7 protein-coding genes, 3 tRNA genes and 2 rRNA genes are annotated in these 13,511 nt (G+C 65.2%); 7 read left to right on the forward strand and 5 right to left on the reverse strand.

The genetic code is table 11. The features are described from left to right. Nucleotides 1-13 precede the first annotated feature (13 nt). The 5 genes from dapF (at nt 14) to NMQ09_RS00940 (ending at nt 6,642) form a co-directional block, all read left to right on the forward strand. On the forward strand, nt 14-853 hold the full coding sequence (gene dapF / locus NMQ09_RS00915; RefSeq protein ID WP_255194623.1) for a diaminopimelate epimerase: 840 nt from the start codon (nt 14-16) through the stop codon (nt 851-853). Continuing rightward, nucleotides 850-1,995 (forward strand): M20 family metallopeptidase, encoded by a 1,146-nt coding sequence (locus NMQ09_RS00920; RefSeq protein ID WP_255192587.1) that lies wholly within the window; start codon nt 850-852, stop codon nt 1,993-1,995. The genes dapF and NMQ09_RS00920 overlap by 4 nt, the downstream gene beginning before the upstream one ends. 80 nt (nt 1,996-2,075) lie before the next feature. Then, entirely contained in the window at nt 2,076-4,712 is a 2,637-nt protein-coding gene (locus NMQ09_RS00925) for a histidine kinase N-terminal 7TM domain-containing protein (protein WP_303842664.1), read from the forward strand. A 15-nt stretch (nt 4,713-4,727) separates the two neighbouring features. Continuing rightward, nucleotides 4,728-5,663, forward strand: a complete 936-nt coding sequence (locus NMQ09_RS00935) for an ArsA family ATPase (RefSeq protein WP_255192588.1) — start codon at nt 4,728-4,730, stop codon at nt 5,661-5,663. Between the two features lie 271 nt (nt 5,664-5,934). Then, nucleotides 5,935-6,642 (forward strand): DUF7119 family protein, encoded by a 708-nt coding sequence (locus tag NMQ09_RS00940; RefSeq protein WP_255192589.1) that lies wholly within the window; start codon nt 5,935-5,937, stop codon nt 6,640-6,642. Here NMQ09_RS00940 and NMQ09_RS00945 read toward each other — a convergent pair. After that, nucleotides 6,639-7,901 (reverse strand): ArgE/DapE family deacylase, encoded by a 1,263-nt coding sequence (locus NMQ09_RS00945; protein WP_255192590.1) that lies wholly within the window; start codon nt 7,899-7,901, stop codon nt 6,639-6,641. The two genes, NMQ09_RS00940 and NMQ09_RS00945, sit on opposite strands and share 4 nt — an antisense overlap. A gap of 95 nt (nt 7,902-7,996) precedes the next feature. On the opposite strand from NMQ09_RS00945, the gene NMQ09_RS00950 reads away from it, so the two are divergent. Both NMQ09_RS00950 and NMQ09_RS00955 read left to right on the forward strand, forming a co-directional pair. Next, nucleotides 7,997-8,070, forward strand: a tRNA-Lys gene (locus tag NMQ09_RS00950). A gap of 644 nt (nt 8,071-8,714) precedes the next feature. Then, a complete protein-coding gene (locus NMQ09_RS00955; RefSeq protein WP_255192591.1) occupies nt 8,715-9,515 on the forward strand; it encodes an SWIM zinc finger family protein in 801 nt (266 codons plus the stop codon). 331 nt (nt 9,516-9,846) lie between these two features. On the opposite strand, the gene NMQ09_RS00960 is transcribed toward NMQ09_RS00955, so the two are convergent. From NMQ09_RS00960 to NMQ09_RS00975, 4 genes are all read right to left on the reverse strand, one after another. Next, nucleotides 9,847-9,922, reverse strand: a tRNA-Cys gene (locus tag NMQ09_RS00960). Between the two features lie 117 nt (nt 9,923-10,039). Further along, nucleotides 10,040-10,161, reverse strand: a 5S ribosomal RNA gene (rrf, locus tag NMQ09_RS00965). A gap of 124 nt (nt 10,162-10,285) precedes the next feature. Then, nucleotides 10,286-13,206 (reverse strand): 23S ribosomal RNA (locus NMQ09_RS00970). A 209-nt stretch (nt 13,207-13,415) separates the two neighbouring features. Then, a tRNA-Ala gene (locus NMQ09_RS00975) sits at nt 13,416-13,487 on the reverse strand. Nucleotides 13,488-13,511: the final 24 nt, after the last annotated feature.

The raw sequence follows: 13,511 nt of genomic DNA on the forward strand, positions 1-13,511 counted from the left end.
CGACGAGCGCGACGTGAACCTCGAGCGAGAGACCGTCGCCTTCGAGAAGTACCACGGCACGAGCAACGACTTCCTGATCGTCGACGCCGACGACCCCGTCCCCGACCGGAGCGCGCTCGCAGTTCGCGAGTGTGACCGCGAGAGGGGCGTCGGCGCGGACGGCATCCTCTTTCTGGGGCTTCGCCCCCGAGCCTCCCCGCCGCGGGTCGAGATGACGCTCTTCCAGCCCGACGGGGGCACCGCCGAAATGTGTGGCAACGGTGCGCGCTGTGCCGCCGAGTGGGCGATGCGTCGGACGGGGGCCGAGCGCGTGGTCGTCGACACGCCGTCGGGCGCCCGGCGGGCCGAACGCGTCGACGGCGAGGTCGCCATCGAGATGGGCCAGCCGACGTTCGCACCCGAGGCGATCCCCGTCGAGGCCGACGAGCCGGTGGTCGAAACCGAGATCGAGGGCCTCGAGGTCTCCGTCGTCAACACCGGCGTCCCCCACGCCGTCGCGTTCGTCGACGACGTCGACGCGGTCGACCTCGAGTCGGTCGCGCCGCCGGTCCGTCACGCCGAGGCCTTCCCGCAGGGGACGAACGTCGTCCTCGCGAGCGTCGACGACGACGGCTTCCGCCAGCGAACGTTCGAACGCGGCGTCGAGGGCGAGACCGACTCCTGTGGCACCGGCGCAGTCGCGATCGCCGCGGTCGCGCGGGAACTCGGGCTGACCGACGCCGCCGACCTCGCCGTTCGCCCGCCTGGCGGCGACCTCCGGGTGACGGTGGACGATCGGGGCGTCGCCTCGCTCGTCGGCCCGGTCGAACGCGAGTTCGACGGCGAGGTGCGCGTTTCGGAGGCCGAATCGTGAGCGCGACCGCCGACTTCGACCCGATCACGTTTCTCGAGGACGCCGTCGCGACCGCCTCCCACGAGGACGTGGGACCGATGCGCGACGTGCTGTGCGAGACGCTCGAGGACAACGGCGTCGAGCCCCGCGTCGACGAGGCGGGGAACGTGCTGGCGAGCCGCGGCGACGACGCCGGCGACGAGGGCAGTGGAGAAGGCGCACACGTCGTCCTGAACACGCACATCGATACGGTCTCACCACACGTCCCGCTCGAGGTCGACGAGTCAGCCGGCGTGATCCGTGGCCGGGGCTCCTGTGACGCGAAGGGACCGCTCGCCGCTTTGCTGTCGGCGTTTCTCTCTGCCGACCTCGACACTGGCCGGCTCACGCTCGCGATCACGCCCGACGAGGAGGTACTGTCGACGGGCGCTCACGCGCTCGTCTCGCGCGAGGACTCGTCGATCCGGACGGCCGACGCCGTGATCGTCGGCGAGCCCACCGACCTCGACGTCTGCACCGCCGCGAAAGGTCGGTTCGAGGGGACGATCGCGCTCTCGGGGGCGAACGCCCACGCGGCCGAGCCCCAGAGCGGAATCAACGCGGTCGCGGCGCTCGAATCCGTCCTCGGGGCGTTGAAGACGTTCGACGAGCGCGAGGACGCCCCACCCGAGCACCCACGACTGGGCGCGGCGACGCTCACCCCCACCGTCGTCGAGGGCGGAACGGCGACGAACCAGGTGCCCGCCGACTGCCGGCTGACGGTCGACCGTCGAAGCGTCCCCCCAGAAACTGCCGAGGGCTTTCGGACGGCGCTGTGTGACCACCTGCGGACAGCCGTCCCGGACGACGTGGCTGTCGACTTCGCGTTCGCCGAGCGCCAGACGCCCTTCCTCGAGGCGTGGGAAACCGACCCCGAGGAAACGGTTGCCCGCGAACTCGCGACAGCGAGCGGAGGGAGACGGCGCCCGTTCACCGCCGCCACCGAGGCGTCGTACTTCGCCGCCCACGCGCCGACGGTCGTCTTCGGCCCCGGCGTCCTCGCTGACGATGAGGGCGCCGTCGCCCACGCCCCACGGGAGTACGTGCCAAGGGCAGACGTGCTGGCGGCGGCCGAGGCGCTCGAGCGAGTGCTCTCGCGGCTGCTCGCTGACGGCCCGCGGTAGCCTGCCGGACGGCGACGCTCGTCGGCCGTGGGCGACCGATACATACGTTCATAACAGTCGCATCGAAACCCGATTGTAGAATGACAGGTGTGGGGGTGAGCACACCGACGGTGATCATCTCGGCGACGACGGCCGTCGCGGCCGTCTTCACGGCAGTCACGTGGCGATACCGTGACGAGCCCGGCGGTCGAACGCTTACGCTGTGTCTCCTCGTCCTCGTCGGCTGGGGCGTCAGCTACACGCTCGCACTCACGACGCCCTCGCTCGAGCGGACGGCCGACTGGCTCCGCCTCGTGTTCGCGACGTTCGCGCTCGTCCCGCCCCTCTGGCTCGGTTTCGTCGTCCAGTACACGGGTCGTGACGAGCTGTTCTCACGAACGGTCGCCGTCGTCCTGTTCGGACTGCCGATCGTGACCGCCGCGACGGCACTGAGCCCGTGGTTCGACCCCCTCCTGGTCAGCGACCTGTCGATCGAACCGAACGCGACGCTCGCCGTCTCCGCGGGACCGATACTCGTGGCGACGTTCGTGTTCGCGTACCTCCTGATGTTGTTCGCGACGCTGTTGCTCGTCCAGCTCTTTCTCCGGGCGCGTCACCTCTACCGCGGCCAGGCCGTCGCGATCCTCGCGGCCGCGGCCTTCCCGTGGGCGGGCAACGTCTTCTACCTGACCGGCGTCTTCACCGGCCTCGACCTCACCGGCGCCCTGTTCGTTGTCTCGGCAGCGACGATGACGCTTGCCCTCGCTCGGTTTCGACTCCTCGACCCGATTCCGACCGGCCACCGGACCGTCCTCGAGCGCCTGACCGACGGCGTCGTCGTCCTCACCGACGACTGGCGAATCGGCGACGCGAACCCGGCCGCGCGGTGGCTGCTCGACGTCGACGACCCGGTCGGAAACCGAATCGACGCCCTCCTCGAGTCCTGGCCGTTCGACCGCGACGTCGAGACGGTCACCGACTGGCGCGAACTCCCCGTCACGATCGACGGCGAGACGCGGTTTCTCGAGGCCCAGGTGCGACCCTTCCGCGATCACCACAACCGAATCGTCGGCCGTGCGGTCACGCTCCGCGACGTTACGGGCCACAAACGGCGCGAACTGGCCCTCGAACGGTACGAGACGATCTACGAGTCGATCCGCGAACCCGTGTTCGTTCTCGACGCCGACGGCCGGTTTTCGATCGTCAACGACCCCTTCCTGACGCTGCTCGAGGCCGACGAGACGGCGGTGCTCGGCGAGCGACCGACGGCGGTGTTCGACCTCGAGGCCGACTGGCCCGCCGACGCGCCGGGAACCGACGGCGACCGACTCGAGGCCGACGTCGTGACGAGCGCCGCCCCCGTACCGTGTGAGATCGAACTCGCGCCCGTAACCCCCTCGTCGGACGCCGACACCGAGGGCTGGGTCGGCGTCGTCCGTGACGTCTCTCGCCGAAAGGCCGCCGAGCGCGACCTCGCCGAGACCGCCGAGACGCTCGAGTCGGTGATCACCGCCTCGCCGGTCGGCGTGATCGCCTGCGACCGCGAGGGAACGATCGAGCTGTGGAACCCGGCCGCCGAGTCGATCCTCGGCTGGCGCACCGACGAGGCGATCGGCCGACGGCTACCGATCGCCGACGACGCCAACGATCCCCTGCCCGTCGTCGACGCCGCACGGCTCGACCGGCTGTGTGAACTCCCGCTCGAGGACGTCCCCACGGCGCGAATCGAACTCGAACTCCGGCGGGCCGACGACGCCCGGATCGACGCGTCGGTCGCGCTTGCACGACGCCACGGTCCGGACGCCACCGTCGACGGCTACGTCGCCGTCGTCGACGACATCACGGAACGCAAAGCCCGCGAACGGACCCTCCGCCGCCAGAACGAACGCCTCGAAACGTTCGCGAGCGTCCTCAGTCACGACCTGCGTAACCCGCTCGCGATCGCGACCGGCTTCACCGAGGTGGCCCGGGAAACCGGCGACGTCGACGAACTCGAGCGCGTCGAGGCCGCCCTCGACCGAATGACCGAAATCGTCGACGACCTCCTCGAACTCGCACGCGCGGGCGAAGAGATCGGCGCGACGAACAGCTGCTCACTCCGCTCGGCCGCCCGCGACGCCTGGGAGACCACCGACACCGGCGAGACACGCCTCGAGATCGGAGACAGCCGACTGATCGAAGCCGACCGGACGCGACTCGTGCAGCTGCTCGAGAACCTGTTCCGGAACGCGGTGGAGCATAGCTCCACGAGCCCTCGTTCGAACGCTCACGAGGACGCCGTGGAACACAGTTCCACGAGCCCTCGTTCGAACGCTCACGAGGACGCCGTGGAACACAGTTCCACGAGCCCTGACTCACAGGCTCGTCAGGACGCCGTGGAGCATAGCTCCACGAGCCCTCGTTCGAAGACTCACGAGGACGCCGTAAAACACGGGAAGACGCAGAAACAGGCGTTCGACGGGAACGAATCGACGACCAGAACCCCCGTGACGGTGACCGTCGAGGCGACCGCCGACGGGTTCGCCGTCTCGGACGACGGAGCCGGCATCCCGCCCGACGAGCGCGAGGCAGTGTTCGAACGAGGGTACACGACCGACGCCGACGGCACCGGCCTCGGACTCGCCATCGTCCGAGAGATCGCCGAGGGCCACGGCTGGACGATCACCCTGACCGAGAGCGACGCCGGCGGCGCACGGTTCGAGTTCGCCGTCTCGGACCAGGGGTTTAGGAGCGACTAGGTCGTACTGGCCGCCGTGACCGAGTGTCTCTTCTACGGCGGCAAAGGCGGCGTCGGCAAAACGACCTGTGCAGCGGCCACGGGGCTCACCCTCGCCGAGACGGGCCGGCGGACGCTCGTCGTCTCGACCGATCCCGCCCACTCGCTGGCCGACGCCTTCGAGACCGACCTCGGTCCCGAGCCTCGCGAACTCCGTCCGAACCTCGAGGCGGTCGAGATCGACCCCGACACCCGGGCCGAGCGATACCAGCGCATCGCGACGGCACTCGCCGCCGACCTCCGAGCGGCCGGCATCCGCCTCGAGGACGAGGAGATCGACCGACTCTTCGCCGCCGGCACCCCGGCCGGGGGCGACGAACTCGCCGCGCTCGACCTGCTCGTCGAGTACGTCGACGACGGCCGCTGGGACGTCGTCGTCTTCGACACCGCACCGACGGGACACACTCTCCGGCTGTTCGACTTCCCCGAGGTGCTGGGACTCGCCCTCGAGACGACCCGCTCGCTCCAGGGACAGGTTCGACGCCTCGGCGACGCCGCCCGCCGGATGACCCTCGGCCCGCTCTCGTACCTCTCAGGCCGCGATCGCGACGAGGGAATCGAGGAGCTGCAGGCACGACTCGAGCGCGCCCGCGACCTGCTCGTCGATCCCGAACGGACGACGTTCCGGATCGTGACGATCCCCGAGACGATGGCCATCGCGGAGTCAGAACGCCTCCTCGAGCGGCTCCGCGAGGCCGGCGTCACCGTCGAGACGATCGTCGTCAACCGCGTCCTCGAGGAGGCCGACGCGGACTGTTCGCGCTGTCAGTCACGCCTGCACAGACACGACGAGCGCGTGGAGACCGTTCGTGAGACGTTTCCAGATCTCGAGGTACTCACCCTTCCAGAGACGGACGGCGAGATCCACGGCCTCGAGACGCTATCGGCGATCGCCGACCGACTGCCGGAGTGATGCTGCGTAACTCCGCTGATCGTCTCGCGAACGGAGTGGACAGCCCCGAATCGTGTCGACACGCAGCGTCACGTCGACGCCCGAGCCGAGATAACAGCAGTCCGTTCCGACAGGCGAGAGCCGATGAGAACGCCAGCTGACAGAAACGCATCGCCGAACTCGTCGCCCCGGCGGCGACGGCCGTACGAGAATCTGGGACCACCTCGCCGAAGGACGCGGGGAGAGGCCGGGACGGTGAGCTTTTTGAGTAGTCCCTCCCTACGTTCTCCCCATGACGACCGACCGTCCCGGTGACCGGGCCGACGACCGAACCCGGTCGATCCCGACCGACCGCGAGTCACCCGTCGGCGCGCCGGTCATCCGGGGCGACGAATCGGTCACCGGATCACACGCCCGCCGAGCCATCCAGTTCGATCCGACCGATCCCGAAAGCGTCACCGAGGCTGCCGACACCGTTTCCCAGTTCGCCAACGGGGGCGCAGACGACGACCACCTCTATATGCTCCGCGGTGCAGCCGCCTGTGCCGCCCTCGTTCGGGGCGTCGGCTCCTACAAGGCCGCCGCCGAACGAGCCAGCGAGGCGGGCGAGGGCGACGCCGTCACCGTCTCGTTCATCCGTAAGTGGGCCCGCGTTCACGACCTCCCCCGGTCGGTCCGGCGACAGGTCGCCCTCGGACGAATCGCGCCGACCGCCGCGAAACACATCGCCCGCGTCGCTGGCGAGGCTCGCCTGCTGCTCGCCTGGGCCGTCCTCGACGGCGACCTGACCGTCCGCGAGGTCCGCAACGTCGCGAGCGCGATCAACAACGGCGTCCCCATCGCCGAGGCCCTCGCCGAGTACGACGTCACCCTCGGCGAACTCGAACTCACCCTCCCGCCAACCGTCTACCGCGACCTCAGACAACGAGCCTCCCTCGAGGGCGTCGAACCCGACGACCTCGTCGCCGACGCACTCGAGGCGTCCCTCGACGACCGCTAGCGCTCCCCGGCGAAGAACGTTCGTGCCCCTCGTGCGATCGTCTCCCCTGCCGTCAACACTTCGGACCAATCGATCGTCTCGTCCGGGAAATGCGCCTGCTGGATACTGCCAGGTCCAAACAGTACCGTCGGAATCCCCGCCGCGACGTAGTGGCGACTGTCCGCACCGTACGTCGCCCCCCGAACGGCCGACTCCTCGAGTCCGACCTCGGCCATCGCCGACTGCACGGCGCCGACGACCGGTTCGTCAGGGTCGGTCTCGGCCGCCTCGAACTGAATCGAAAAGCGCTCGAACTCGGGTGGGTTCGACTCGAGCCACGGCTCGTCGTCGACGACCGACGCGAGCCGCGCCTCGAACTCGCGTTCGACCTCGTCGACCGTTTCTCCCGGCGCGACGCCGATTCGAATCTCCGCGACCAGCTCGTCCGGCACCGTCGACGCCCACGACCCCGCCTCGACCGTCCCGAAACAGACCGGCCACGGCGTCGGGAACGCCTCGTAGAGCGGATGGCTCACTCGCTCACCGCGCTCGGCCTCGAGGTCCATAAACGCCCGTCGGATCCGTTCGAAGTGCTCCAGCACCGACTCGCCGTGCCACCGCGTCGCCGCGTGCGCCGACCGTCCCTCTAGGCGGAGCCGCGTCATCAGACTTCCCTCCGTCGCCGTGATCGGTCGCAGCTCGGTCGGTTCGGCGACGATCGCTGCGTCACGGTCGAACGGGTACGGATTCGACAGCGCCGCCGCAGCCGCGCCGATGCCACCCTCTTCCTCGCCGACGACGCTCTCGACGACGACCCGCCCGTCGATGTCGGTTCCCGTCTCCGCGAGGTGGCGCGCCGCGAAGACGCACGCCGCCAGCCCACACTTCATGTCCACCGCACCGCGAGCGGTGAGCCGGTCACCGTCCCATCGGGGCTCGAACGGGTTCCCGCTCCAGGCGCTCTCTCGTCCCGCTGGCACGACGTCGACGTGTCCGTTCAACACCAGCGTCGGCCCGGCATCGGGATCACCGAACTCGAGCACGCCCGCAACGCTCGGCCGCCCCGACGTTTGAATCGCCTCCGGATCGTCGGGAAACGACGGATGGGAAGCCAGCTGGGCTGCCTCGGCGACCCACTCATACGTCTCGAAGCCGAACGCCTCGAGTCGCTCGCGAAGCCACTCCTGAGCCGGCGCTTCGTTCCCGGCCGTCGTCTCGAACCGGAGCAGTCGCTCCGCGAACGATCGCAGTTCGTCGTCCCAGTCGTCGGCGAAGTCCATACTCGAGGACTCTCACCGGTACAGTTCAACACACCGCTCTCCGGGTCGACGAAGAAAGAAACGTTTAACCACCACTCGACGGAATGATGAACCGAGGGCCGGTAGCTCAGTCCGGCAGAGCATCTGGCTTTTAACCAGACGGTCGCGTGTTCAAATCGCGCCCGGCCCGTATTCTCGCCGCGAGCAAATTCGCGAGCGGCGAGTCTCGGAACCGGCGGGATTTGAACGCAGGGAGGTCGCGCGCAGCGAAGCGAGCACGTCCGACCGTGTGTTCAGATTCCGACTTCAGGAGGAATCTGAATCAGACCGAGGTTCTGCGAGCAACGCGAGCAGGTTCTCGGGCGTGGTTCAAATCGCGCCCGGCACGTGCAACGAACCGATGAGCGCAGCGAATCGGTGAGTGAACCGGCAGGCACGATTTTGCCACGAGCAATCTCGCGAGTGGCAAAACGGTCACGAGCGATTTGAAGTAGACGAGTCGCAGCCAGTGAGCGAGCGGAGCGAGCGAACCGGAACGTCTCGGCGTCGTTCAAATCGCGCCCGGCCCGCTTTTGCGACGACCGTTCCGTGAGCCACCAGCAACGAATCCGACCCGCTTTCACGACGACCGAAACGGTGAGTCGACAGCAGCCAAACTGTTTTGGAAGAGTAGCTATGCACCGGCGTACCTTCACTCGAGTCACAGGGAACCACCCGACCACGGCGTGTGAACGCGTTCCCTGCCCAGGCGATTCCCTCAAACCGGCAACCGTCCACCCCAAAGGCGAGTCGGAACACCGTGACTTACGTCCGTTCGAGTACACCAGGACACCCATGAACGTCGACGAAGAAGCGATCCGAAGCCGCTGTACCGACGCCGTCTTCGAGCGTGGCCGAACGTATCGCCGAGAGGGGCGAGTTCGGCGACTACAGCGATTCGACGACGTCGTCACCGCCATCGTCCAGGGCTCGAGCGCGTACGACGTGACCGTCGAGTTCGACGACGGCATCGACGCCCGATGTACGTGCCCCTACGACGGCCCGGGCGAGTGCAAACACGTCGTCGCGGTGATCCTCGAGGTCGCCGTTGACGAACCACGAGACGAGAGCAAGCGCGTCACGGCCATCCTCGAGGCCGTCCCGGCAGCCGATCTGCGGGCGTTCGTACGTGAGACGCTCGCGGCGAATCCGGACGTGCGCGACCGGTTCCTGGCGCGGTTCGGCGACGACGACACGCCCGTCGAGAAGTACCGCGAGGAGATCGAAGCGCTGTTCGACCAGCACACTCGGGAGTACCCAGTAGTCACCGACGCCATCGACTTCTCGCATTTCTTCGACGTGGCCGACCAGTATCGCAGCCGCGGCCGATACCTCCCAGCCGCGAGCGTCTATCGCGCCGTTTTCGAAGGAATCGACGACAACGAGGACAGAATCGACGCCGCCTACGACCACTACGCCCGGACGCTCCAGTCCGCACTCGAGGGATACGTCGAGTGCGTGCTCGCAGCCGATCTCGGTCAAGACGAGTTCGAGAAGTACAGTGGTGTGCTAGAGGAACAAGCGATGTCGGCGCACCCAGCTAACAGCGAGCAGTTTTATCGAGCGATCGACGACCTCGAAAACCGACAATCATAGCGATCCAGCTGGGAAGCAATTCATCCCTCTGGACCGAACGATCCGTTTAGATGGATCTCAGAGGAGCCGTTGAAGAGGAGTTGTCAAGACGCAATCCTCCTGAGGGGTTTGGGGGAACGTGTGAGATACCAAGGGCCGGATTTGAACCACGAGAGTTCGCTTCGCTCACTCTCTGGGCTCAAATCCTCGATTTGGTGCTTGCCGCTCACGGAGTTGTTCGCGGCAACAAAGCCAAGGGCCGGATTTGAACCGGGGGGACTTCGCTTTGCTCGTCCCAGGATTCAAATCCTCAGTTGATTCTTACCGCTCGCGGAGTTGCTCGCGGTAGAGAAGCCAAGGGCCGGATTTGAACCGGCGGTAGGCGGCTCTGCAGGCCGCTGCGTTCGGCCGGACTCTGCCACCTTGGCGCGGTCGGTAGTAGTCACTGTGGTCGTTTAAGCGTAGCGGTACGGCCCTGATCGGGCCGTCCGTAAATACAGCCACCCCCCGGAGCGGTTGCTCTCGGGGGGTGATGATAGTATGAGTGGAGGCGACGAACCGACGTTCCCAGAGGGTCTCCCACTCCAGTACTGGCCGGTACGCAGGCGGGCTTATCTGCCGTGTTCGGGATGGGTACGGGAGGAACCCCGCCGCTGTGGCCGCCTTAACGCCGACTCGCGGACTCGAACCGCGATTTCGTCCAACGTCGGTGGTCTGAAACCGTATGTTACGTGTAGTCCAGTTTGCGCCTGGACCCGTTCAAACGGGTCACAGTGCAGATCCATGAATATGATTAGTGGCTCGATCGGTTAGTGCTCGCGGGCTCAACACCTCGTTGCCTCGGTGCGTACACCCCGAGTCTATCGAACTCGTCTTCTACGAGTGATCTCGGTGGCTCCTCTTTTCCAGGTGGGTTTCGAGCTTAGATGCGTTCAGCTCTTACCCCGTGGTGCGTAGCTGCCCGGCACGTGCTCTTTCGAACAACCGGTACACCAGTGGCACCCATTCGTAGTTCCTCTCGTACTATACGAACGTTCCCGTCAGGAACCATAACACCCCCAATAGATAGCAGCCGACCTGTCTCACGACGGTCTAAACCCAGCTCACGACCTCCTTTAATAGGCGAACAACCTCACCCTTGCCCGCTTCTGCACGGGCAGGATGGAGGGAACCGACATCGAGGTAGCAAGCCACCCGGTCGATATGTGCTCTTGCGGGTGACGACTCTGTTATCCCTAAGGTAGCTTTTCTGTCAGCAATTGCCCGCATCAAGCAGGCTAATTGGTTCGCTAGACCACGCTTTCGCGTCAGCGTCCGTTGTTGTGCCGGACACTGTCAGGCTCCCGTATGCTCTTGCGCTCTCTTCCGGGTCTCCGTCCCGGATGAGGGAACCTTGGGGCGCGCTCGATATCTTTTCAAGCGCGTACCGCCCCAGTCAAACTGCCCGGCTACCGGTGTCCTCCGCCAGGAGTGAGAGTCACAGTCACCATCGGGTAGTATTTCAAGGATGACTCGGTGGCCCGCTGGCGCGGGTACCTGTGTAATGTCTTCTACCTATGCTGCACAATGGCGGCCATGTCTCAGCGACAGCCTGCAGTAAAGCTCTATAGGGTCTTCGCTTCCCCTTGGGGGTCTCCAGACTCCGCACTGGAACGTACAGTTCACCGGGCCCAACGTTGGGACAGTGGCGCTCTCGTTGATCCATTCATGCAAGCCGCTACTGAAGCGGCAAGGTACTACGCTACCTTAAGAGGGTCATAGTTACCCCCGCCGTTAACAGGTCCTTCGTCCCCTTGTACGGGGTGTTCAGATACCTGCACTGGGCAGGATTCAGTGACTGTACTCGTCTTTGCAGATTTGCAGTCACCTGTGTTGTTACTAGACAGTCGGAGCGCCCGAGTCACTGCGGCCTGCCGCTTTCCGCGGCAGGCATCCCTTCTTCCGAAGGTACGGGACTAACTTGCCGAATTCCCTAACGTCGGTTGCTCCCGACAGACCTTGGCTTTCGCCGCCACGAGTACCTGTGTCGGTTCTCGGTACGGACAGTGTGCTCGTCTTTTCACGGGCTCTAGGTTGACCCAGCTTGCGATATCCCACCATTCATCCGCTTCGTACCATTACGGTTTCCACGGATTTCGATGGTTCTACCGGGCGATGGCCCGGCCTGGGCGGCCCCAAAGCGTCGACTTTTACTGCACACTGGCATAGGAATATTAACCTATCTCCCTTTCAACAGTCTCGAGTTACGGACTGATTTAGGACCGGCTAACCCTCAGCTGATAAGCATTGCTGAGGAACCCTTACTCGTTCGGCCGTCGGGGTTCTCACCCGACTCACGCTGCTACTTTGACCAGGATTTTCGTTTCCGCACGGTCCACACGACCTCTCGGCCGTGCTTCCACCCGAACGGAACGCCAACCTACGGGATCACACTCGAAAGTGTGCCGCCAGGTCTCGGTGGTGGACTTGAGCCCCGATCATTTTCGGCGCCTCGAACCATCGGCCGGTAAGCTGTTACGCTTTTCTTAGAGGGTAGCTGCTTCTAAGCTCACCTCCCGGCTGTCTAGGGCTCGAGACCACCTTCGATCGCACTTAGTCCACACTTGGGGACCTTAACCCAGCTCTGGGTTGTCTCCCTCACGGTACACAGGCTTACCCCGCGCACCGGACTCCCCACGTCAACGGCGTCTGTAGGTTCGGAGTTGGACAGCGAGGCGAACTCCTCTCGGAGTCCGATCTCCCAATCCGTCGCTCTACCCCACAGACTACCTCGGTGGAGGTCATGCTTCGACATGTTTCGGTTGGAACCAGCTGTTTCCGAGCTCGATGGGCCTTTCACCCCTAGACGCAGATCACGCGAGGGTATTGTAGGACACCAACGCTAACGGGCCTCCACGTGCCTTTCGGCACGCTTCACCCTGCCCACGCCTAGATCGCCCGGTTTCGGGTTGTGCCCGATTGACTCCCCGCCCTTGAAGACGGCGGCCCTCACGCAAAGCGCTGCGGCCATGTCGGTTTCCCTATGCCTTCCCCGATACTCGGGTTAGACTCGCCAATCAGGCACACTCCCTGGTTCGTTTTTCAAAACGTACGACGGAACTTCGGCTCCCTGAGATTCTTACTGCAGGTTCGCACCTGGGTCATTTCTCTCAGGGCCTTGTAAGCCCCGTCGCTCTATCGCCAACTGATTTCACGCACTATTTCACCTCCCTTTTTGGGGTGGTTTTCAGCGTTCGCTCACGCTACTTGTTCGCTATCGGTCTCGAGGAGTGTTTAGTCTTCGCGGTCGATGCCCGCGAGATTCACGAGGGAAATCCAACCCCCGTTACTCTGGAGCTGACGCACATCGTACTCGCCTGCAATACGGGGCTGTCACCCTGTATCGCGCTCCGTTCCAGAAGACTTCTTGCAGGTTTTCTGATGATGAGAGTCAGTCCGAACACCACATTGCCTGTGAGGGCTTCGGTTTGGACTGCGTCGGGTTCACTCGCCGTTACTAACGACATCGCGTTTGCTTTCTTTTCCTGCCGGTACTGAGATGTTTCAATTTCCGGCGTTCCCCATTGCGCAAGGCAATTGCTGTGGGGATTCCCATTCGGAGATCCTGAGTTCTTCCCCTCCATGCGGGTCCCTCAGGCTTATCGCAGCTTGGCACGTCCTTTGTCGGCTCTCGAGCCGAGCGATCCACCAGCTGGCACAGTAGCCACGTTCGTCGGATCTGTAATTGTGACCCGGGAACGGGTCCAGTGGACGCCTGGACTACACGTACACACGGTCTCATTTGCAGCGCTGTAGACGCAGCGTGCATTGACCCTTCCCACCCGCACTTGCGCGGGGTGGTGCATCGGTTTGCGTTCGGATTGAGTCGTAGTGGCGTCTCCCACTTAAGGGGAGCGATTCACTCCGACTCGCACCGAGTCATGGACCCACTGGGATTCGAACCCAGGGCATCCTCCTTGCAAAGGAGGCACTCTCCCACTGAGCTATGGGCCCACCCTCCCGTCAGCAGACGGGAGG

The sequence above is a fragment of the Natronobeatus ordinarius genome (assembly GCF_024362485.1).
In the GTDB taxonomy this organism is placed as follows: domain Archaea; phylum Halobacteriota; class Halobacteria; order Halobacteriales; family Natrialbaceae; genus Natronobeatus; species Natronobeatus ordinarius.

Coding starts and splice junctions, on each gene's coding strand:
- NMQ09_RS00940 (WP_255192589.1), top strand. CDS start 5,935: ATGACGACCGACCGTCCCGGTGACCGGGCCGACGACCGAACCCGGTCG.
- NMQ09_RS00945 (WP_255192590.1), bottom strand. CDS start 7,901: ATGGACTTCGCCGACGACTGGGACGACGAACTGCGATCGTTCGCGGAG.
- NMQ09_RS00925 (WP_303842664.1), top strand. CDS start 2,076: ATGACAGGTGTGGGGGTGAGCACACCGACGGTGATCATCTCGGCGACG.
- NMQ09_RS00955 (WP_255192591.1), top strand. CDS start 8,715: ATGAACGTCGACGAAGAAGCGATCCGAAGCCGCTGTACCGACGCCGTC.